Here is a 20,860-nt window from a genome sequence, read left to right as displayed (position 1 = left end):
GGCTGAACCTCCTCGGTTCAGCGGCTATAGGTGAAACTGGGAGCTGCTCACGCACCTGCGCAGCGAGCTGACATCCATCGATGGTGGTACCGGGGACGTTGGCAACATCCCCAGTTGGTCGGCTCCGAGTTCACATGCCCTCGAATTGCCAAGCCGGGCCTCTCATTACTGCCTTGGTCCTCGCAGGTTGATCGGCCTCCGGTCGCGCAACCCGTCAAGGACCGAGTGGTCGACGGCGGGCCGGGGCCTGGGCGCTGCCGCGGTGAGGGTGATCGTGCCGCGGTCGCTCAGCGCCGTCTGCCACTCGCTCGGGCGGGGCCGGGTCCCCCGCTCGCCCGCGGCTTGAGCAAAGAGCTTCCCCGACGCGGCGGCCTGACGCTCGTTGAGGCAGCCGACGACGGGCCGCATCCCCTGCTCCGGCCTGACGTACGGATCCTGCGCGAGGATCCGCCCCGCAGCGAGGGCGGTCTTGTACGCGTCCGTGTCGACGCTGGCCTCGGTGGACGGCGCGAGCGGGTCGTTCCAGTCGGGAGTGGCGGCCTGGGCCTGGACGGCGTCACGTCCCACCCTGCGGAAACCGTCGCAGTCCAGAAAGTGGACGGCGGGTTCGGGCGTGAGGGACCACAGAACGTTGGCCTGCGAGATGTCCCCGATCACCAGGCCCGCGTCGTGGAACCAGCCGATGGCCTCGACGCAGGCCAACGCGAGAGCCCTGCGCTGCTCAGGAGTCGGCTGCGGTACCTCCTGCCAGGCCAATTTCGGGGGCCTGATCAGGTACTGCAACTCCTGGAGTTTCGTCGTCCCGGTCGCAGTGCGCCACGTCATGGAGGACGGGGCCCACTGCATGAGGAAACCGAGGGGCCGGCCCCCCTCGACCACCCTGCACAGCGGCCAGGCAGCCAGCGTGTCGAGGCGGCCCCGATCCGCCTGGCCGAGCCCCTGCCGGAACGCGACCAGGTCGGCAAGCGCATGGCCGTTGACCTTGGACGGGTCCTTGTACTCCTTGTAGAGCAACGATCCGTCGCCGACGGCGTGGACCTCGCCCTGGCCGCCGCTGCCGACCCGGTTGCCCAGTGTGAGCGACGAGCGGGCGACGTCGGCACCGTCCTGCGCGGTCATCCCTGCTCCTCCCACACGCAGATGACGGTCCGGTCGTCGTCGTAGGACTTGGCCCGGGTCTGCGCCTGCCACAGGAAGTCGGACATGGAGGGGACCTCGGGCCCGCCCCAGGCGTCGGCGAGGCGCCGTGCGAACTCCGGGTCCTTCTGGGTGAGGGGGTTGGTGACGCCATCGGTGCTCAGCAGAAGGACCTCGCCGGGCACGGTGCGCAGCACCGTGGCCTTGACGCTGCGGTAGGCGTGAGGAAGAGCCTCGGTGCGGGTGTCGAGGAGATCCTCGCCACCCTCCGGATCCCCCTGCTCCCAGCGGCCCTCACGCAGTACGAACAGGCCGCCGTCGCCCACGCTGAACAGCACACGGTCACGGATGCGCGCGTCGACGGGGATCAGGAGGACGTGCAGCGTGGTGGCGTAGTCCTGGTCGGCATACGGCCGAGGCTGGTGCTGGGCGGCACGCGCCCACCCGGAGCGCAGTTCGGCGGCCGCTCCGGCCACGGCCTTCGTCGCCAGGACGCGCAGCTCTTCCCCGTCGCGAGCGCACAGGGCCGCGTGGATGTCCTCGGCCTCCCGGTCCAGGTAGACGGCTGTGAGGCGGGAGAACTGGTAGGAGCCCACATGGGAGTACAGGGCGGAGCCCACGCCGTCGGCGACGGCCAGCAGAAGCAGCTCCGCCTCCGGAGGACCGATCCGCGTCACCGCCATGGCGTCCTGGCGGCAACTCCCCTCCCAGTTGTGGGAGTCGCCCCGCACGGAGGCGGCACGCACGGTCAGCCTCCCGATCTGCGCCCCGTCCAGCAGGACCACGGGAGAGAAGGGTGCGAAGAGGTCCGAGTCCCGCACGGAGGGGCGTCCCAGCGGATGAGGCGGATAGCTGGGAGGGCGATTGCCGACGTGCGCGGGCACTCCTCGCAGAGCCTCCGCCTCGGGTTCAGCGAATGGCACGGCGGCCTCGGGCGCCCGAGGGGCCGACGGCGCGACTGGTGCGGTCGGAGCTGCCGGAGGCGTCGGAACCGTCGGGGCAGGCGGGGTCGGCGGGGCTTGTGGGGCCTGTAGGGACGTCGGCGCTGCGGGCTCGGTCACCCGAGGAAAGACCTCGGGTGCCATGACGCCGTACGGCAGGCCCGCGACGTGCTCGTCGAATCCGTCAGGATCGGTGGCTCCGTCCATGTGGCGGGGGTCATGCCCCGCGTCGCCGTACACGCCGTGGGATGCGTCGTGGTTCATCGGGCCGCTCACAGCTTGTCGAGGGAGAGGCTGGTGAAACCGGGCACCTGCTCGTCGACCTGAAGCTGGAACCCGTCCCCGCCCTGCGCGGCCATGCTGGTCGCCGAACTCACGATGGAACGGGTGAGACTGGAGGCGAACTCGCGAAGCGCGACGGCGGGGGTGATGGACGCGTCCTGCTGGATGAACGCCTTGAAGTTGGCGACCTCCGTGATGATCGCGGCGTCGGCGTCGCTGATCCCGAAGGCGATGATCTTCGGGGCATAGCGGAACGCGTTCAGCTCCTTGAGCGCCGTACGCCAGCCGTTGTCCGTCGGGTTGCCGTCGGACAGGAAGAACACCACGGGCCGGTACACGTCGTGGCCTTCCCCCTTCAGTGCCGTGACGTCCTTCTCGATGGTGTCCTTGAGCAGAGTGAAGGCGGCGCCGAAGGAGGTCACGCCTCCCGCTGAGAGAGAAGGCAGTTGCGTCAGTTCACTCAGGTCCGCGAGCGGCTGCAGCACGGAGGCCTGGGTGGAGAACCCGATCAGCGCGAAGCGGGTCTTGTCCGCGACGCTCGGATTGGTGCTGATCTCCTGGTGCAGGTCGGGCAGGGCCGAGTTGATGGCGTCGACTCCGGTTCCCGCCATGGAACCGGACTCGTCGCACACCATGTAGAAGGGCAGGATCTGCATGAACTCTCCTGAGCGTGGGCGTGGATGACGGCGACGCGGCCGTCAACGGGGACAGAGCGTCAACGGGTGTAGAAGTAGATCTCCAGGTCGGCCGCGCCTGCGGAACCACCGTTCCAGAAGTCCCGCGTCGTGGCGTCGGTGAACATGTCCGGTCGCGCCTTGCGCAGAGCCTTGTTGATCTCGCGCGCGTACGCCTGGCCGTCACTGGGTTCGACGGCCTGGCCGAAGGTCATCACGAAGGCGGCGGCGCGACCCTCGTAGCGGGCGGTTGCCGAGCGCAGTTGCTTCACCATCCGTGCCCTGTCACCGACCGCCGCCGTCACGTGGATCTTCACCGGCTTGCGTTCCACCGACCGGGGGCCCTGCGGAGTCGGACTCGGTGTGGGCGACGGATCAGGGTCGGCGGACGAGACGGAGGGAGAAGGACGCGTGGCGGCCTGCGCGGCCAGCGGATCGCCCCGGTCCCCCATGGACACGAGGGCGAGCACGAGCAGCATGTCGGCGAAGAGCCACCCGGCGAGATGCAACGGGGTGAAGCGGAACCCTTTTCTCACTGGGCTCACCGTGCGGATCCGATTCCGGCCCGCAGCTCCCTCGCCTGCCGTAGCTCGTCCTCGGCCTGCTTGTGGGCGGCCTCGGCTCCGGCCCGCGCCGCCTGCGCCTCAGTCCGCGCCGCCTCTGTCTCGGCGCGGGCCGTCTCGGTCTCCCGCAGTGCCCGCGCCAGGGCGTCGGTGACGCCGGTGAAGCGGTCGGCCGCTTCGTGAAGGGCCTGGCTGCGGGCCTCGATGCCGAGCAGGGCCTCGCGGGAGACCTCCGCGGCCTCACCGGTGCGCTCGGCCACCGCGCCGAGGTCGTGGAGCAGTCGGCCGTTGACATCCGCGACGACCTCGACGCCAGTGGTGAACCCGCGCTGCGACGCGGCCAAGAGCGTCAGGGAGTCCTCGACCTGTTGCGCCGCGTCCGACAGTGCCTTGTGGACGCTGCTGCCGTTGGCGCCGACCGCCGCCTCCAGCCGGTCCGCGGTCCGGGCGAGGAGATCGCGCATCCCGTCGCCGGCCGCCCGCACTTCCTCCAGCGCCTTGTCGAGCACGCTGGTCTGTCCGGTGACGGCGTCGGCCAGTCTCCGGCCCGCCTGCGTCACCGGGTCGTCCAGGCTCTGTACGGCGGTCTGGATGGCCGTACCGCTGTCCCGCACGGTCTCCTCCATGCGCAGCACCACCTGCTCGATCGGCCGCACATACGACTCCGCCTGGGCGAGGCGCTGCTCCGCCTTGTCCATGGCCTCGCCCACCGCCTGGGCGGCCCGGGTGAGCTCTTCCTGTGTGGCGATGGCCTTGGTCTGCATGCGCTGCAGCCGGCCCGCCGCCGAGTTGAGCTCTGCGGCGAAGCGCTGCGGGGAGGCGAATCGATGTGCGTTCAGTGCGAGCTGGGCCCGGGTGAGGACCGGAGCCAGGCGGGCAAGGGCAGCTCGGGTGCGTACGCGCGCTTGCTCTTCATCGCGTTCGGCAGCGGTGCGCCGGTAGCCGTGCACGGCGGTGAGAACGAACAGCATCGCGAGGCTCAGGCAACCGAGGACGGCGACGTGGTCGAACCTGAATGCCTCGCCCAGATGCCCGTCGAACCCGGATTGCCACAGCTGGAGGAACGGTCGGCCGGCGGCCTTGGGGTCGTCGCCCGTGAGCGCCCCGTACGCGCTGGAGGCCTTCCACAGGCCGAACCAGGTGAACAGCAGGGGCAGGAATACCAGGGCCCCAAGAATCCAGTCCAATAGCGAGTTGAACCGTGCGCCTCGGCTGTCGACCGTGGGCTCGGCGATGCTCTCGGGCCGGGCGAAGTGCGCCATCAGGTCGAGGTCGGCCCAAGCGTCGAGGGCCTGCGTGTCGGTGGAGCCGAGCGCCTGTGCCAGTGCGCGCAGTTCCTCGGCGCGCGGTGCGAGTACAGGATCCTGTGCCAGATCTTCGAGGTGACGTGCCGTCACACCTTGGTCGAGTTGTATCCCCGTGAACATTCCCACCCCTGCCCGGTGCACGCCGGGACGTACTCGCCGATCAAGCGCGGCAACGGTCAGGTGGCCCAGCGGCGCTTGCCCCCTGCAGCGCAGAACGAACTGGTGGAGACTTTTACATCTTCTTCACCAGGCGCGCCATACTAGACGACGATCGCATCAACGGACGGGTGTCACGAAGCGGCATCAAGCGATGCGCTGAACCTGGGGGCCTACTTGAGCGGTGACAACAGACGACGGGGTGTCATCCACCTGGGCGGCAGCGGGCCTTCCGTCGAAACCGAGAGGCATACGCCACGAGAGACGGCGCGGTCGCCGCGTCCGCTTGCGACGGAGCTCACCCGGCAGACGCCACGTGCCGAGATCGCAGGCCGCGGAGTCCTCCAGGTCAACCTCAACTGGTCGGTCGCATCCGAGGCCGATCTCGATCTGGGCTGCCTGGTTCTCACCCGTGACGGCGCGGGAACCGCTGTTCAGCCCCTTGGGGAGACGTTCGGCGATCTGGACGCCTGGCCCTACGTCAGCCTCGACCAGGACGACCGGACCGGCGAGACCTCGGACGGGGAGACACTGCGGGTCAGCCTTGAGCATCGGCGCCAGTTCACCAAGCTTCTCGTCTATGTGTACATCTACGAGGGAGCGGTCGACTTCCGGACACTGGGCGGCGTCGTCACCATCAGCGCCCCGAGCGGCACGTGGCGGATTCACCTCGACGACTCCCCTTCCGGAGCCACTTCGTGCGCCATCGCGCTGCTGACCCCAGGACGTTCCACCCTCGACCTCCAGCGCGAGGTGCGCTGGTTCACAGCCGACCCGTGGTCGTCGAACCAGGAACTCATCGACCGGGCCTACGGCTTCGGCTTCGAGTGGGTGACCGGGTTCAAGCCCTCTCTATAGCAGGTCGCTTCCCGAAAGGCGGTCTTCGGCTTCCACTTTGCACCGGCTTCCACTTTGGGTTGGTCCGACAGGCAGGAGCCGTGCCGCCGTGTGCCATGCTGTGGCAGTTTCCGGAAAGGGAGGGTGAGATGACCGAGAAGGCGCTGACGCACAAGCAGGCGCTCGCTGCGGTGATCCAGGCGCTGGCCGGCACCTGGGACACCGAACGCGCTGTCCTGGCCCTGCGCGTCGCCGCGTACGAGCCGACGAGCAGCGAAGTTGCCGCCAAGGAGGCTCGCCGCATCCTGCGTGAGCTGGCCGATGAGGGCCTCATCGTGAGACCGGACCCCGGCCAGGCGGTGTATCGACTGGCGTAGTCCTCCCTCGAGGTTCGGCGCTCCCCGTCAAGGGATGACGGGCTCCTGGAAGCCGTACATGGTGATGTGGGCGATGGCCTACGGGTGGCTGGTCAGCCACTCGCCGCACACCCGCCAGCGCGGGGAGGTGCCGTCTCTGAACTCGGGGTGTACCTCCGCGACGAGCTTCCCGCCGGGCCGGGCTCCAGTCGACCGAGGACGCCCCGGTGCTGCCGCTGCCCGGGGTCTGCCATGCCGTCCTGACCAAGCCGACGGCGTAAGACGTACTGGCGAACGTCCCCAGCCGCCTGCGGCCTGGCGCACGGAGCCGCGCTGCAGGGAACGTACCCAGTCGAGCACGAAGCGCTGTACCGACCTGTCGCCGAGGCGCTCAGCGGTTGCCGGTCCAGACGACCCGGTTCGCGAACCCGCCGCGCTCATTCGCCTTGGCCTGGCGGATCTTCTCCAGATGGTCCATGTCGATCCCCAGGTCTGCGGCGAGCGCGTGCACGACCTCCAGCACGTCCGCGAGTTCCTCCAGCGCCTTGGCGTCGTCGGCCTCCAGAAACTCGGCGATCTCCTCACCGAGCTTGTCCCGCAGGCGGTTGCGGTACTCCTCCGGGCTCGCCGTGTAAGTGACGGGCTCGGACCCGTCCTCGCGGATGATCTGCGGAATCCGGTCCCGCACCAACTTGCCGTACGCACCCCTGCGGTTCACCGGTCGTTCTCCCGCACCCATCACCGCGAGGCAGGCCCCGATAGCCGCCTCTTCATGCCGAGGCAGCCTAGGGAAATCGCCTCACCACTCGCCATGCAAACCGCCATTCTTGCCCGTTTGGGACCCAAGGGCGGGATCGTCCCGCCTTCACCGCGGGTTGACCGCGCGTCACCGCGACTGCCTCCGGTCCGGCTGGGACGGGTGCGCGCCGACGCTCTCAGCTGATCATCATGTGCGCCGACCACGGCGACACCTTCGGTGAGGACGGCTACCGTGGCCGCGGCATCGCCCATCCGACCGTGCTGAACGTGCCGTTCGCGGCCTGGCTGTCAGAGTAGGCGGCTACGCTCCCGGCCATGAGCGACACATCCCGGCGAGGGGCAGAGCGCGCCGCCTCCGTCATCGTGGCCCGAGACGCGGACAGCATGGTCGCTGTTCTGACCGCCGAGTTCCCCCGGCACGGCGGGGAGTACGTGTTCCTGCCCGGGGGGCGCCGGGAAGATGACGAGACACCGGAAGAGTGCGCGCGGCGCGAACTGCGCGAGGAGGCCGGCGTCACCGCCCAAGCCTGGCGCCCCCTCGGCTCGTACGCGATCACCCTGAACTCCCCGGCCCGAATCCACCTCTTCCTGGCCGAGGGACTCGCCTGTGGCCCGCAGCTGCTCACGCCGAGCGAAGCGGACTTCAAGCTCATGTGGTGGCCGATGGCCGACGCCATTAAGGCAGCCATCCAGGGACGATTCCTGCTCCAGGGCGGCCCCCTCGCACTGTTGCTTGCCCAACAGGTGACCGCAACCTAACGGCAGCGAATCCCCTTTGCCGTCCACTGCAGCCCTATCGCCCGCGTGGACCGTGGCCGGTGCGGCAGCGCGGGCAGCGGCACGGGGGCCACCCGAGGGACACCGGCGGGAGCGTGGCCGCGCCGGGTGCGTACGCGGTCGGCTCCGCCACGCCGACCCGGCGTCCGTCGCCGTCGAGGCGGTAGACGCTGAGGGTCAGGCGTGACGCGCCCGGCTCGGGAGGCGTTCCGGCGTTCACTGGTCATCCCCCGCCGTGTGCGTGCGGGAGGGGCGCGGGCAACTCCGCACCGGCAGGAAAACGACCGTCCCGGGCAGCGGCACCTCGCTGGTCCTACGACACGCCTCGCGCACCAGGTCGTGCCCTGGGGCACGGTCGAGGGTCGGCACCGCGACGTTCTCGGCCCTGTACCCGCCGCTCACCTCTCGCCCTCGCCACGGCCGGCCTCCGGCGGCAGGGACAGCACATCAGGCACGCGCGGGAAGTGCGGGGCGCAGTCCCGGCACGCGTACACCGTGAAGCCCGGACCGGAGCCCTGGTGCACCGCCGAGACGACGACCGGCGCATCGGTGATCGCACAGCAGCGGACACACATACGCACCGGCACCCGCGTCCCACCCGGTACGCCCCCGGGCCGCTCGCCCCGCTCACCCGACCCACTCATCCGGCCACCGCCTCGACGCCCACCACATGCAGGTCGAGGTCGATACCGAAGTCCGCCGCGAGAACCATCGCGACACGGCGCCGCCGCTGCCGCGCCCGCTCACACTCCAGCGCCCGCTCCCGCTCGGCGAGAACGACATACGGCTGGACCACGGCCGTCGCCTCACCGGGCAACGGCTCCTCCAGGCCGTACGGCGACCGCCGCACCGGGGGCCACGGCGCAGCCACGCCGGGCGCCTCCGGCATACGCGCGAGGGTCTGCCCGGCGGGGCGTGCGCCTGCCCTGCGCCTGCCGGTACCGGGGGCGAACACGCCCAGGATCCACCGCGCGAAGGCATGGATAATGCTCACTGTCATCAGCTCCTCAGAGGCTGGTGGCCATGCCCCCGGACCGGTCGGACGGTCGCGGGGGTCTTTCCGTCTGGACGGTAGCCCCGAGGACAGACCCTTGTCTACCTATGTATAGGAGAAGCACCTATACGTAGGTGGACAAGCACGGCTGTATCTCATTGCTTACCGTCAAACCCATGGGAGAGATCGACTACGGCTCGTACATCCCGCCGTACCAGCAGATCGCGGCGGAGCTCATCGCCGACATCAAGAGTGGGGCGCTCCAGCCGGGCCGCGCCATTCCATCCGAACCCCAGCTTGTGCAGCGATACGGCGTCGCACGCGCCACGGCCCGACGCGCAGTGGCGTACCTCCGAGACCAGGGGTACGTCTTCACGATCGCGCACAGGGGTAGTTACGTCTCACTCGACCTTGCCGACCGCGGCCTGCTCTCCGAGCCACCCGCCGACGCGTCCGAGGCCGACGAATCCAGCGACTGACCCCTCTCTCTGCCTGGAGCGCCGTCCCCACCGCTGTCGGCCGTGAGGACTGGACGCTGTTCGTGCAGTACGCGGCGTGTCTGAACAAAGTCAGCGGTGCTTCCACAGGCCATAGAGACGCAGGACATCGAGCTGCCACTGCGCGTGCAACTCGTCCTGTCGAACGGGAAGTGCCCGGCCGAGCGAGTACGCCACATGCCGGTACAGGGGGTGCATCTCCCCGTTGTTCGTGGTCACCAAAGCGGAGAGAAGCGGTTCGCTCATCGGGGTGTCCACGTCGACTAGGACCAGAACTTCCCCTTGGTCATCTGGGTGCAGATGCGGAAGATCGGCGCCCGGACGGTGCCGGATGGCGGACCAGGTTGTTGTCGTGCCGCCTTGTGCGACGTCTTCCAGTGCGGCGCGCACGACGGCCGCGAGTTCGGAGAGCTTCTCCCTGCTCGGCCGGGACTCGCGATCCGTCTCGGGGGCAGGGGGAGTCGCCTCACTCCGCGACGCGGTCAGCTCGTCCCGTAGTTCCCCGCAGGCTCCGAGGGCTGTTTGGAGGTCCTCCGGCAACTTGCCGTGGTACTTCCTCTTCAGTTCCTTCGCTCTGTTCAGGCTGTCGCGCAGGGTGTTGTCCGCTGCGGCTCTGTCCCTCCGCACAAGGCTCTCAAGCAACGGACGGAGTTCCGCCAGGACATTCTCGTTCTCGCGGTCCCGGACCCACTCGCCCATGGCGAGCAGGTCGTTCCGGTGCTCGGCCTGGGTCTCAGGCGTCAGTTTCGTACCGTAGAGCCTGCCCGCCGTCTGCCAGACCCGCTTGGCTTCGGCGAGGTCGCCTGCCTGACGGGCCCTGTCGAATCGCCAGCGGAGCCCCGTGAGTGTGCCGATGGCCGCAGCTTCGGAAACATCGACCTGGGGTGCGGAGTCCGATTGAGCCACAGGGATGGCTGCGGCCTCGGCCGGTGCGGCTCCGGCGGCCTTCTGCGGGCGCTGGGCCTCCGTGTACGCGTCGCGGATTCGGCCCACCTCCAGCTGCCTGGCCCAGTGCACCTCGCTCAGGAGACCAGGTACCGGCCGGCCATGACGCTGAAGGATCGTCGCGAAGTACGGCAGTGGCTTGCCGTCGTCGGCCACGACCAGGGCCGCGTACATAAGGCCTCGGTCGTGGAGTGGTTCGTCCACGCGGAACAGGAGGCCGGCGCAGCGCTCGTCCGAGAGAAGTCGGAAGGCGAACCCCGTCGCTTCCGAGAGTTCACGCCAGGTCACGTCGGCCGCCCCATTCTTCGCGCGTGCTCTGAGGTGCTCACGCAGTGCGAGTACGAGCTGAAGCGTGGGAAGGCCGGCCGGCGAGATCGGCTCGCGGACAGCCGGGTACTTCTGGGCCTTCTGCACCCCCTGCGGCTGACGTGCCGACGTGGAGGGGGTCTCCGCTACCTCCCTACGCGGCGAAGCCTCGGCCGCGCGCCCGCCGCAGAGCCGGTACGCCCGCTCCAGCTCTTGCAGGTGGATTCGATGAGCCTCCTGTGAGGACAGGCCTGGTGCCCCACCCAGCTCGGTGAGTACATCGGCGAAGAAGGATGCCGGTCCATCACCGCCCGTGGTGAGCAGCGCGGACAGCATCGGCCTGTCCTGGGCACGGGGGAAGTCCATTGCCACGAGGAGCTTGAGGCGGCGTTCCGGTGTGATCGGCTCGGCGCCGTCCCCCATCGCCCGGACGAGCGTGGACCAGGTGACCCGGCCATGGGAGCGGGCAGTGCGCTCCAGGCTCTGCCGGAGGGAAGCCACGATTTCGGGGTCGCTGAGGTGTGGTCGCGGAGCGTCAGGCGCCGGAGCGGGCTGGGCGGTCTGAGTAGGGCCGGATACCGCCGACTCAGGCAGCGCCGGCTTGAGTCCACTCCAGGCAGCGGCCTCCTGGGCGTTCAGGCGTCGTGCCCGGCCCGCGGAGAGGAGCCAGGCAGGGGCTTCATCCTGGGCGTCGGCGCCAAGAGGGGTCAGCGTCACCCCGCCCCCGAGGACGTACACCCTGGATGGATTGGGGGCCGGAGTGATCGAGGGAAGAACGATGCGGGCCCGGAGCGCTGCCGAGCCCACGGGCTGGATGTCCGCGTCGTAGACCCGCCCTTTTGTTCCGGCCGGTGGGGGTACCTCGTTCCGCGGTGCGGCCCCGGTGAAGGCCACGGTGTCGTCGGCCAACCGGAAGGAGACCTCGGCGGGTGTGACAGCGGCCTCGGCGGAACGGCGCGGCACGATGCCCTGGGGTGTGTACACCAGACTCGGCGTCACGATGCCCGCACGCGTCATCAAGCACTCGGACAAAGTCGTCCACTCGATGGTGTTGCCGGGAAGCTGGGTGCCGATGCGCACCTCACGCGTGGCACCGACGGTCCGGCACTCGACGCGAATCGCGTAGCCGTGTGTCTCCACCCTGTCGTAGGCGAGCATGCTGTCCGGGCCGAACAACCACTCCACGCCGTCGACCCCCCTGGCGAGGTCTTCCGCCTCCCGCTGCCACTGCCGGAGGCCCAGCCGGGCCATCTGTACCCGTACGAGCTGCCGTCCGCCGGACAGCCGGAAGTCCACGGTCCCTCCCGGCCTGTCCCCTACCGTCCGGTACGACGCCTTGGCCTTTCGGTGGTTCTGTTGGGCGAGCCATTGGGCCAGGGCCTGACCGATGTAGAGGTGGTCGGCACTGGACTCGCCGTTCGCGGTACGGCGGCAGTGCACGGGCGGGCGGTGGGCGAAGTGGCACTTCTTCTCGGTGTACCGCTTGGGCGTGAGCTTTTTGCCGCAGCCGCCGAGGAGGGTTCCGCAATAGAACCCGTCGCGCGAGCGGCCTCGCATAAAGGTGTCGAACTCGTCGTGTTCGTACGGGAGGAAGACTGGTACATCGGACCCGGCACGTCCGATGACGGCGGTCTGGACCTTCCGGGTGTCTCCCCAGTCGGGGAACGATGTCATGACACGCCTCCGGGTGGGTGGTGAGTCAGGGCGTACAGCAGGAAGCGGAACCGGCGGTCGTGACGGCGGCGAGGTGTCCCCCGACGCCGCCTCGGAAACCGGAGCCTGCCCACTGGGCGGGCGCGCCTCGGCGGACCGCTCGGTCAGCCTTCCGCGTCCCGCTCTTCCTCGTCGCCGCCCCCATTCCGACGGCGCACTCGCTCGGCGATCCCGCTGGCGAGCCTGCCCGTAGTCGTTCTTGCCCGGTCGAGGGTCTCGTTGCCGAGGCTCTTGGCTGCGCCGACGCCATTCGCTCCTGTTACCAGCGCCTTGTCCCTTACCTCCACCGCCGCTTCCACCCAGCGTCTGGTCTCCGATGACTGGCGACCAGACTCGATCCCGAGCCGCGCGTGGAAGTCATGGACGCCGGTCACCACATGGTTGCTCGACTGCACCACGACCGGAGATTTGGTCGGGTGTAGCAGCACCTTCGAGTTGGCCGCTTCGGCAGCCGCGTTCATCCGGGCCACCAGACGCTCGGTGCCTCGCGAGATGAGATCCAGCCGGTTCTGTCGGGCAGCCCGTAGCCCGAGACGGTGCTGGTCCAGCTGATCCGGGTGCGCGTCCAGTACCCGGTCGAGTTCGAGCACGGCGATCGCGTCCTGCAGTTGGAAGCAGCGAGCCAGGACGGCGAGCCACTCCCGAGCCCTGGGCTCGACTTCCTTGACCTTCACGGCGAGATCGCCGATCTTGGGCTTGCTCTCCAACTTCTCAGCAAGCCAGTCGAGTTGCCGCAAGGCGTACGCTTGGGTCTCCGCGATCGTCGTCGGCGCGGCCTGCACCTTCGACCACGTGACGTCCGAGACCCGGCCCACCTGATCTCGGATGGTCATGGTCTCCTCGATCACGAGGTCCATTCCGATCATGCGGGACAGCACAGCGTCCTTCTGGGCGCGGAGCACGTCGTCGACCTTCTCGTCGATCGTGGCGAGGTAGTCGGCGATCTCGTCCATGGTCTGCTGCATCGAGGACTGCGACATGATCCCCGCAACACCAGCCAGACGTGCCGGGTTAGTCAGGAACGAGCCGGCCCCCTTCTCGATCTGGAGCCAATTCTTGATCGAGCCGGGTTTCCCTATCATCGCGTGGCTGATGCCTGGCGTCTTGGTTTTCATCAGCCCGTACTTCTTGACCCGCTCGGCGGACTCCGTGGTCAGCTTCACCCAACGACCGGAGCTGGCGGCAATCTCCGAACCCGCCTGCGCGACTGCGGCCCCAGTACCGAAGACGGACTTGAGTCGATGCGCTCCGAGGTCCTTCGACGGCAGTCTTTCCGAGGCGAGGAAGCGTTCAACGTCCGTCGCAGTCCCGATGACCGCCAGTCCATCACCGTCACTGATCAGCTGGATCTCGTTGTCCAACGCCTGCTCCTGGAGTCTTTATCGCAGTTGGAAGAGGTCGGGATGCGCGCGGCAGTCACTCGGGCTGGCCGGTGACCGCCATCTGGACCTTGTCGGCGACTTCGTCGAGGCGCGACATCGTCACGCCGGGATACACGCTCGGTCAGGCAGGGTGGCGGGGGCCGTTGCCTGGAGGTGGGGTTAGCGTGGATGTGTACGTCTCGCCGTCCACGAGTGGGTTCTCCATGGTGAGTCCGGCCGTGGCCATGCGGTCGTACTCGGTCAGGACCAAGCGCTTGGTGCGGTACTCGCCGTACTTAGCGATCTCGTTGTTCTTCAGGCCGCCGTTCTCGGTCTGGAAGGACTCCAGGATGTAGTCGGCGTCCTCTCGGTTCACTCCGTAGAGGTGGAGGAAGTACGCGTCCAGTTCGGCGCGGAGCTGGGCGCGGCGGTCCTCGTTCCAGATGAAGGGGGCACCGGTGTCGTCGAGGTTCCTAGCGAGGGGCTCCATGTCCCAGGCGCAGTAGACGAGTTCCAGAGTGCGGGGTGTGAGGAAGCGGGTGTGGCGGGCGAGATCGTCGGGGTGGGGGACTGGGAGTTGCTTCCAGGTCATGAGGGCCATGTGGATGCCGCCAACCTTTTGACGGGCGACGAAGTCGAAAACCAAGGAGCTTTGCGCGGCGACCATGGCGGCGGCCAGCTTGACGGAGACCTTTGGAAACATGAGCGGGAAGGTGTGGCCCACGGCGACCTTCGGCAGAAGCGCCGGGATCGCAGTCCGCTCATCTGTCGTCCGGGCGACATCACGCCAACCCAGCAGCCAGTCTCTCTCCCACTCCAGTTCCTCCAGGCGGAGGTCGACGCCGGCGATCGTGACCTCCTTGCCCTTGCGTACCGTCGGGATGCGGCCACTCTCCTTGATCCACTGACGCGGCAGCGTCACACCGTGCGCGTCCTCCTTGTCTTCCAACGGAACGCGCTCGTAGTCGTCGTTGCCGAGGTCGTAGTAGCGGTTCCATCGGTGGTCAAAGATGTGAGCCATCTTGCCTTCGTAGAGGGGCAGCATCCGCTCCCCGTCCCGTACGAAGACGTTCCCCTCAAGCTCCCATCCTGCGGCTTCCAGCCTTCCGAGGTCACGGAACAGGTCGGAGTCATCAGTCACGTTAAAGAAGTTCTTGAAGGTGATGTTCCACGGATCACCACCTACGCGTCCCTCTGCGACAAGAACCGGGATCCGTCGCTGAATGGCAACCGTAAGATCGGCATCCCTCCGCCTCCGAAACACCGGAAGCGTCCCCGTATTCGGGTTGATCAGCGCGATCTCCTCGGGCGACAGTGCGAACACGGTCTTCCCATCAGCGAGTTCATCCGGATGACCGAGGAAGAACGCAAACCGTGCGGCGGGCTCCGTCAGGTCACGCCCAACGAGGGAGATGAGCGAGAACGAGTAGCGGGAGTCCACTGCCGGGAACAACTTCTCCCGCCTACCGTTCTCGAAGTCGTAGAGGTGCTTCACCGCACCCCGCTGTGTCAGATCCTGGAACAGGAACTGTGCTCCCGCACCCGTGGCGATCTGTGTCGGTACGACCGTGCCGCATCGCCCCTCTGGCGCCGTGATGGACACGAACCGCTCGGTGAACAGCTGATCGGTTTGCAAGGAGTTGACGCCCTTGATGGACAGTCCCTTACGCAACTGCGGATAAGCCCCCGAAGACCCCAAGAACAGGAACGACGACTTCACCCTCCGCCGAGCCTCCTGATACCGCGCCCCCTCCTCGGGGTGCTCAGAAGCCCACTTCGCGATCGCCGTACGCCGCTTCGTACCGGCGATCTCCGCGAGCGACGGCTCGACCACGCTGAAGTACTTCTTATCCTCGAAGTCGACCTTGTCCCACGGCGGATTCCCCAACACACAATCGAACCCCCCGGCCCACCCGGTAACCGGATCAACCCCCACCGCCGCCGACGGGTGGTCAGGCACGCTGAACACATCCGGAAACTCCAGATGCCAGTGGAAGAATCGGTACTCCCGGCTGAGCCGCACGATCTCCTGGTGGGTCTCCTGCAGCGCACCTTCGCTCTCGGCGTTCTGCAGCGACAGGAAGACGCGCTGCGTCACCGGCGCGGGCGCATCCTCCGTCTTCTCCCACATGAACGCGGCACACCACGCATCCGCGATGTGCAGGGCGTTGAGGTACGCGGGAGACTCCTGCCACGTCCGGTACCGCTCGGCGAGCGCCCGCACGCGGCCCAGCCTCGCCGTGGGGTCGTCGTCCTTCCCCACGACGTCACGCAGCTCGGCCGCGAACGTGTCGTTGCTGACGCTCACCTGCTCGTCGAGGGCCGCGTCCAGCATGTAGACGCCCTCGTGCTCCAGCTTGTTGCGCTTGAGCCAGTCGTTGGCCACCGACTTGTCGTCACCCTCGACGACCTTGAACGCCTGCTCCGGAATCCCACCCCGAAGCAGCGCGGGCGTGGCCCCGATGAGACCGTTGCCCAGCTTCACATGGGCGTCCAGGAAGCCCAGCGCCTTCCCCGGCTCCAATGCCTCCATCCACAGCGACACCTTGGCCAGCTCGACAGCCATCGGGTTCAGGTCCACCCCGTACACGCACCGTGCGATGACCTCGTGCAGCGCGTGCCGGACCTTCTCCGGCGGGGGCTCGGGCGTGCGCTCCCGTACCGCCGCCACCCGCTTGGCGATACGACGAGCGGCGGCGACCAGGAAGTGCCCGGAGCCACAGGCCGGGTCGCACACGGTCAGCGACAGCAGCTCGAAGACGATGTCTTCCCGGGCGTCGGACCGTCCCGCCTCCGCGGCCGCACGCTCACCGCGCCGCTGTGCCTCGTCAATGACCGGGTCGAGCGTGGAGTCGAGCAGCACGTCGACCAGTGGGCTCGGGGTGTAGTACGAGCCGGTCTTCTTGCGTTCGTTGCCCGCGCGGATCGCGAGCTCGAAGGTACGCTCGGTCGCGCTGTACTCGGGGACTAGGGCGAGGAGCGACTCGTAGATCGCGCCGAGTTCCTCGGCGTCCAGGGTGCGGTAGTCGACGGTCCGCCAGCGCTTGGCCTCGGTGTCGCGGACGACCGCGAGGTGCCGTATGGCGGCCATGAGGTGCTCGTTCGTGAGAGTGAGGCCGCGCAGCGGCTCGTCGGCCTCCGTGGCGTCGAAGAGACCGCCGAGGCCGGGGAGGCCCAGCTCCGGGCGGCCGGCCTCGTCACCCAGGGCGGACAGGACCAGGCGGAGCGCCTCCCAGCGGTCCGCGTGCGAGGTACCTCGGCGGCGGCGGGACTGTTCGCGCAGCCGGGCCGTCGAGAAGTACTTCGCGTAGCGGTTTCGGGCCTCCAGGGTCGCGGACGGCGGGTGGAGGGCGTCGCGGTCCTCGGCGACGAAGACGAACAGCAGGCGGTAGACCAGGCGGAGCAGTGCCGCGTGGTATGAGTGGCGGTCGAAGTTCTCGCGCAGGGCCGTGTTGGCGGGGTGTCGGAGGAAGCCCGTGCCCAGCTCCGTGATCGCGAGACGTACGCCCTCCCCGATGTCGTCGAGGAAGCGGGCGCCCAGGCGCAGGGCGGCGTCCCGCCACACCTCCAGCCAGCACGTCCACTGGGTGCCGCCGTCACGGGCCTCGAACCGGGAGGCGTGCAGCAGGCGGTACACGATCACGAACTCGCTGAACAGCTCACCGTCGAAAATTGCTTCCAGGTCGAACTCGACGTACGAGGCCGTGGCCAGCGCGTTGGAGTCGCGCAGCAGCCGCAGCTGGCGGCCGTTGGTGAGCAGGGCCCACAGGTGGGCGTCGGTGCGGTTGAGGGCCTCCTGTAGCAGGGACTGCGGGGCGGGGGAGCCGGCGCCCTGGTACTTGTTGAGCGGGGTGTTCCAGGGGGTGACGTGGACGAGGGTGTCGTCGCGGCGGTGGCTGACGGGGAACGTCTTCGTACCGTCGTCCGCCGCGATGCCCGTCGCGTCGACCGCGGTGAGGTGACCGAAGCCGAGCGTCTCGAACAGCGGCTCCACCCAGTTGGCCTGGGCGTAGCCGGTGCTGTCGGGGGGCACGGACGCCTCCGGGGCGGCGGGCAGCTTCTCGCGCAGCTCGCGCCAGAGCGACTTGAGGTTGTCCCAGTGCCGCTCCGCCTCGTCGCGCACGGAACGGGAGCCGGGGATGCGGTAGTCGGCGGGAGCGAGGCCCTTGAGGTCCTTGGTGACCTTGCCCTCGGAGATCCGTACCAGCATGTCGGCCGGCAGCAGCCCCCCGACCGTGTGGACGGCGGTGAACACCTGGTTGCGGGTGGTGGCGGACATCAGGCGGACACTCCAGCGGGGACGGAAGCGGTGGCGGGCAGGTAGACGTAGGCGCCGAGGACGTCGGCCGGCTTCTGGGCCGTCACCGACAGGCCGCGGACGATCTCGCCGGACGCGGCCCGCACCCGGCGGTGGGCGGCGTCCAGCTCGGCCGCCAGCTCGTCGCCGTACGTCTCCAGGTGGGCGTTCACATCCGGGAGTTGGTCCAGGATTCGGGTCATCGTGCGCTCCCCGAAGTGTGGGTCCGTGTTCCCCGAAGCCGTCGCGTCCAGCAGGCCCACCGCCCGCTCCGGAGGCAGCCACACCGCATTCCTCGGCGCCCCCTCGAAGGCCAGCAACCGCGCGTCCTCCGCCACCAGCTGCCGCTCACCGCTCCGCGACGGCAGCGTCAAGTGGAAGCGATACCTGACCAGCAGCAGTGTCGTCCTCGTGCTGACCGCGTCCGTCGTGATCACCCCGCAGCGGCGGGCCGGGCGGGCGCCCTCCGCCTGGGTGTCCAGGGCGGCGTTGAGGACGTGGGACGCGAGGGCGCCGACCACCGGGTCCGTGCGGACCAGGGCCGCCTCGCCGCGCGCCACCGCCGGGTCGCCGCGGAACGGGATCGCGCGGTCCTTCTCCACGATCTCCGCCCCCACCACCGGCGCCAGCGCGTCCCGCAGGCCCGCCGGGGTGCCGCCGACCTGTGCGGTGAAGTCCCCGGACTCGCCACCGCCGTCGGCGCCTCGCAGCACCGCGCCGAGCGCGCCCAGCGCCTCCCGTACGAAGGTCCGGATCTCCCCCGCCCCGCCCAGCGCCTCGCGGATCGAGGCGACCTCGCGGGCCACCTCCTCCGGGTGGATCGACCGCTGGGCGAACCGGGAGCGGGACTGCCGCTCGCGTTCCGCCGCCGAGTTCCAGTCGTTGTCGAGCTTCGCCGTGCTCACCTTGAACGCGTCCGCGCTGAACAGCGCGTCCTCGTTCTCCCGGCCGCGCATCAGCAGCCACTCCACGATCGCGTCCGTCACGCCCGTCGACAGCTCGTCGGGGACGGAGACCGAGATGCCCAGGTCCTTCTTGATCTGACGGTGCTTCTTGATGAGGACTTCGAGGACCTTGCCGTCGATGCCGTTGTCGTCGCCGTAGAGGGTGATGACGCGGACCTCGTCGCGGCGCTGGCCGTAGCGGTCGACACGGCCCTCGCGCTGGTCGTGGCGGGTGGGATTCCAGGCCAGGTCATAGTGGACGACGGCGTCGAAGTGGTGCTGGAGGTTGACGCCCTCGGAGAGGCAGTCCGTAGCGATCAGGACCCGGCGGGCCGCCGCGTCCTCGCCGGCCTCCGCCGCCAGCGCCTCGATCCGCTCGATGCGCTGCTGCGGCGACAGTTCACCCGTGACCGCTTTGACGACGGTCTTCGCGCCCAGAGGGCCGCGCTTCTTCGTCTCCGGGTCGTTCGCGAGCTGCTCGGCCAGGTACTTGGCCGTCGGGATGTAGCGGCAGAAGACGATCGGGTTGTAACCGTCCGCCAGCAGCCCCTTGAGGTGCTTGATGAGTGTCTTCAGTTTCAGGTCCTTCTCCGGGCCCTTCAACTGCGCTGCCAGCTCCGCCAGTTCGGCCAGCTGCGACTTCACCGGACCCGCGTCCGGACCCGCGCCCAACCCCGCGTCCGTCTCCGCGCCCGGCGCCACGTCCATACCCTCCAGCGCGTCGCTGTCCGCCGCGTCGCTGTTCAGCGGGGCGCCCAGCTTGTCGGCCTCCTCGGCCGACGCCGCGATCGCCGCCGCCGAACGGGTCGTGAGGGTCTGGGCGGCAGCCGCCGGGGACGACACCAGTGAGCGCAGCAGCGCGATCGCCGACCACCAGGCGATACGGGCCTCCCGCCTGCCCTGGCCGCCCGCTTCCTCGACGCGCTCGCTCGCGTAGGCGATCGCGTCGTCCAGCAGGGCCCGGTACTCGGGGGACAGCTTGTACGTCTCGTCCTTGAAGTAGCGGTCCGAGGGGAAGGCGGTGCGCTCGGCGAGGGAGTCGTCCGCCAGGCCGTCCTCCTTGGTGAGGTACTGGCGTACGTCCGCCCGCTTGCGGGCCACGAAGTGCTGGGCGAGCATCTTCCTGCCCGACTCCGACTCCAGGTTGACGTGCGCCAGCTCCGGCTTGACCAGCCCGAGCAGGTTGCGGAACGCCGACTCCTTGCCGCTGTGCGGGGTCGCCGTCACAAGGAGCAGGTGCCGATCGGCGTCCTCCGCCACCCGGCGCAGCAGCTCGTAGCGGAGCTGGCTCTGGGCGCTCGCCGAGGTGTCGTCGGCGGCCACGCACGTATGGGCCTCGTCGACGATCACCAGGTCGGGGCAGTGGCGGACGAAGTCGTCGCGGTGGCGGGTGGACTTGATGAAGTCGGTCGACACGATCACGTTCGGGTACCGGTCGAAGAGGGACTGCCCCAGGTCCAGGCCGCGCTCCAGGCGCGACACCGTCGAGGACAGGACCAGCTCCGCGTCGATGCCGAACTTGCTGCGCAGCTCCTGCTGCCACTGCTCGGCCAGGGCCGGGGAGCAGAGCACCGCCAGGCCGCTCGCCTCGCCCTGCGCCAGCATCTCGCTCGCGATCAGTCCCGCCTCGATGGTCTTGCCGATACCGACGTCGTCCGAGATCAGCATGCGGACCGTCTTCTGGCGCAGGGCCATCAGCAGCGGCACCAGCTGGTACGCGCGCGGCTCCACGGCGATGCCCGCCAGCGAGCGGAACGGGCCCGCACCCGAGCGGAAGCCGACCCGCAGTGCCGTGCGCAGCAGACCGGCCGCCCGCTGGTCGCCCAGGTCGGCCGGCTCGGGCGGGGCGAAGCGGGCCTCCTCGACGGGCTCGAAGGGGAACACCGCCGCGATGTCGTCGTCCGAGCCCCCGAGGGGGCGCAGGACGAGGAGGTCGGGCTCGCTCTCGGGGAGTACGACCCACTCGCGGCCGCGGGCCTTCACCAGGGATCCGGCGGAGTACGTGAATGCCATG

At 68.9% G+C, this 20,860-nt stretch carries 15 protein-coding genes; 4 read left to right on the top strand and 11 right to left on the bottom strand.

Features of this window, described 5'->3' with window-relative positions:
• Nucleotides 1–165: 165 nt before the first annotated feature.
• From SMA5143A_RS25930 to SMA5143A_RS25910, 5 genes are all read right to left on the bottom strand, one after another.
• Entirely contained in the window at nucleotides 166–1,119 is a 954-nt protein-coding gene (locus tag SMA5143A_RS25930; RefSeq protein ID WP_107465255.1) for a hypothetical protein, read from the bottom strand.
• Nucleotides 1,116–1,958 carry a protein phosphatase 2C domain-containing protein gene (locus SMA5143A_RS25925; RefSeq protein ID WP_258193745.1) on the bottom strand — a complete coding sequence of 281 codons (843 nt, stop codon included), beginning with the start codon at nucleotides 1,956–1,958 and terminating at the stop codon, nucleotides 1,116–1,118. Before SMA5143A_RS25925 ends, SMA5143A_RS25930 begins: the two co-directional genes overlap by 4 nt.
• A gap of 392 nt (nucleotides 1,959–2,350) precedes the next feature.
• Nucleotides 2,351–3,016, bottom strand: a complete 666-nt coding sequence (locus SMA5143A_RS25920; protein WP_107465253.1) for a vWA domain-containing protein — start codon at nucleotides 3,014–3,016, stop codon at nucleotides 2,351–2,353.
• A gap of 59 nt (nucleotides 3,017–3,075) precedes the next feature.
• Nucleotides 3,076–3,579, bottom strand: a complete 504-nt coding sequence (locus tag SMA5143A_RS25915) for a hypothetical protein (protein ID WP_107465252.1) — start codon at nucleotides 3,577–3,579, stop codon at nucleotides 3,076–3,078.
• Nucleotides 3,576–4,994: a hypothetical protein gene (locus SMA5143A_RS25910; protein ID WP_258193744.1), complete on the bottom strand. Its 1,419-nt coding sequence runs from the start codon at nucleotides 4,992–4,994 to the stop codon at nucleotides 3,576–3,578. Before SMA5143A_RS25910 ends, SMA5143A_RS25915 begins: the two co-directional genes overlap by 4 nt.
• Nucleotides 4,995–5,237: 243 nt before the next feature.
• Between SMA5143A_RS25910 and SMA5143A_RS25905 the strand changes: the two genes are divergently transcribed.
• Both SMA5143A_RS25905 and SMA5143A_RS25900 read left to right on the top strand, forming a co-directional pair.
• Nucleotides 5,238–5,918 carry a tellurium resistance protein gene (locus SMA5143A_RS25905; RefSeq protein ID WP_258193743.1) on the top strand — a complete coding sequence of 227 codons (681 nt, stop codon included), beginning with the start codon at nucleotides 5,238–5,240 and terminating at the stop codon, nucleotides 5,916–5,918.
• A gap of 128 nt (nucleotides 5,919–6,046) precedes the next feature.
• Nucleotides 6,047–6,274, top strand: a complete 228-nt coding sequence (locus SMA5143A_RS25900; protein ID WP_181362012.1) for a hypothetical protein — start codon at nucleotides 6,047–6,049, stop codon at nucleotides 6,272–6,274.
• Between the two features lie 370 nt (nucleotides 6,275–6,644).
• Here SMA5143A_RS25900 and SMA5143A_RS25895 read toward each other — a convergent pair whose 3' ends face one another.
• Complete coding sequence (locus SMA5143A_RS25895) at nucleotides 6,645–6,971, bottom strand: nucleoside triphosphate pyrophosphohydrolase (protein WP_258193741.1); 327 nt, start codon at nucleotides 6,969–6,971, stop codon at nucleotides 6,645–6,647.
• 356 nt (nucleotides 6,972–7,327) lie between these two features.
• Here SMA5143A_RS25895 and SMA5143A_RS25885 point away from each other — a divergent pair, with 356 nt between their 5' ends.
• A complete protein-coding gene (locus SMA5143A_RS25885) occupies nucleotides 7,328–7,771 on the top strand; it encodes an NUDIX hydrolase (protein ID WP_107465249.1) in 444 nt (147 codons plus the stop codon).
• Nucleotides 7,772–8,429: 658 nt separating this feature from the next.
• Here SMA5143A_RS25885 and SMA5143A_RS25875 read toward each other — a convergent pair.
• Nucleotides 8,430–8,789 carry a hypothetical protein gene (locus SMA5143A_RS25875; protein WP_107465247.1) on the bottom strand — a complete coding sequence of 120 codons (360 nt, stop codon included), beginning with the start codon at nucleotides 8,787–8,789 and terminating at the stop codon, nucleotides 8,430–8,432.
• Between the two features lie 170 nt (nucleotides 8,790–8,959).
• Here SMA5143A_RS25875 and SMA5143A_RS25870 point away from each other — a divergent pair, with 170 nt between their 5' ends.
• Nucleotides 8,960–9,262, top strand: coding sequence for a GntR family transcriptional regulator (locus tag SMA5143A_RS25870; RefSeq protein ID WP_107465296.1), 303 nt, complete (start codon nucleotides 8,960–8,962; stop codon nucleotides 9,260–9,262).
• 90 nt (nucleotides 9,263–9,352) lie between these two features.
• On the opposite strand, the gene SMA5143A_RS25865 is transcribed toward SMA5143A_RS25870, so the two are convergent.
• The 4 genes from SMA5143A_RS25865 to SMA5143A_RS25850 all read right to left on the bottom strand — a co-directional run bounded on the left by SMA5143A_RS25865 (nucleotide 9,353) and on the right by SMA5143A_RS25850 (nucleotide 20,859).
• Complete coding sequence (locus SMA5143A_RS25865; protein ID WP_258193740.1) at nucleotides 9,353–11,707, bottom strand: hypothetical protein; 2,355 nt, start codon at nucleotides 11,705–11,707, stop codon at nucleotides 9,353–9,355.
• A 641-nt stretch (nucleotides 11,708–12,348) separates the two neighbouring features.
• On the bottom strand, nucleotides 12,349–13,605 hold the full coding sequence (locus SMA5143A_RS25860) for a hypothetical protein (RefSeq protein WP_107465245.1): 1,257 nt from the start codon (nucleotides 13,603–13,605) through the stop codon (nucleotides 12,349–12,351).
• A 142-nt stretch (nucleotides 13,606–13,747) separates the two neighbouring features.
• Nucleotides 13,748–17,884 (bottom strand): Eco57I restriction-modification methylase domain-containing protein, encoded by a 4,137-nt coding sequence (locus SMA5143A_RS25855; protein ID WP_107465244.1) that lies wholly within the window; start codon nucleotides 17,882–17,884, stop codon nucleotides 13,748–13,750.
• On the bottom strand, nucleotides 17,884–20,859 hold the full coding sequence (locus SMA5143A_RS25850; protein WP_107465243.1) for a helicase-related protein: 2,976 nt from the start codon (nucleotides 20,857–20,859) through the stop codon (nucleotides 17,884–17,886). The genes SMA5143A_RS25855 and SMA5143A_RS25850 overlap by 1 nt, the downstream gene beginning before the upstream one ends.
• Between the last annotated feature and the right edge of the window lies 1 nt (nucleotide 20,860).

It is taken from the genome of Streptomyces sp. MA5143a (assembly GCF_900290235.1).
In the GTDB taxonomy this organism is placed as follows: Bacteria; Actinomycetota; Actinomycetes; order Streptomycetales; family Streptomycetaceae; genus Streptomyces.
Note: the sequence above shows the minus strand (reverse complement) of the source record. Positions and strands in the feature narration are given on the sequence as shown.

Coding starts and splice junctions, on each gene's coding strand:
- SMA5143A_RS25930 (WP_107465255.1), bottom strand. CDS start 1,119: ATGACCGCGCAGGACGGTGCCGACGTCGCCCGCTCGTCGCTCACACTG.
- SMA5143A_RS25920 (WP_107465253.1), bottom strand. CDS start 3,016: ATGCAGATCCTGCCCTTCTACATGGTGTGCGACGAGTCCGGTTCCATG.
- SMA5143A_RS25900 (WP_181362012.1), top strand. CDS start 6,047: ATGACCGAGAAGGCGCTGACGCACAAGCAGGCGCTCGCTGCGGTGATC.
- SMA5143A_RS25885 (WP_107465249.1), top strand. CDS start 7,328: ATGAGCGACACATCCCGGCGAGGGGCAGAGCGCGCCGCCTCCGTCATC.
- SMA5143A_RS25875 (WP_107465247.1), bottom strand. CDS start 8,789: ATGACAGTGAGCATTATCCATGCCTTCGCGCGGTGGATCCTGGGCGTG.
- SMA5143A_RS25870 (WP_107465296.1), top strand. CDS start 8,960: ATGGGAGAGATCGACTACGGCTCGTACATCCCGCCGTACCAGCAGATC.
- SMA5143A_RS25855 (WP_107465244.1), bottom strand. CDS start 17,884: ATGTCCGCCACCACCCGCAACCAGGTGTTCACCGCCGTCCACACGGTC.
- SMA5143A_RS25850 (WP_107465243.1), bottom strand. CDS start 20,859: ATGGCATTCACGTACTCCGCCGGATCCCTGGTGAAGGCCCGCGGCCGC.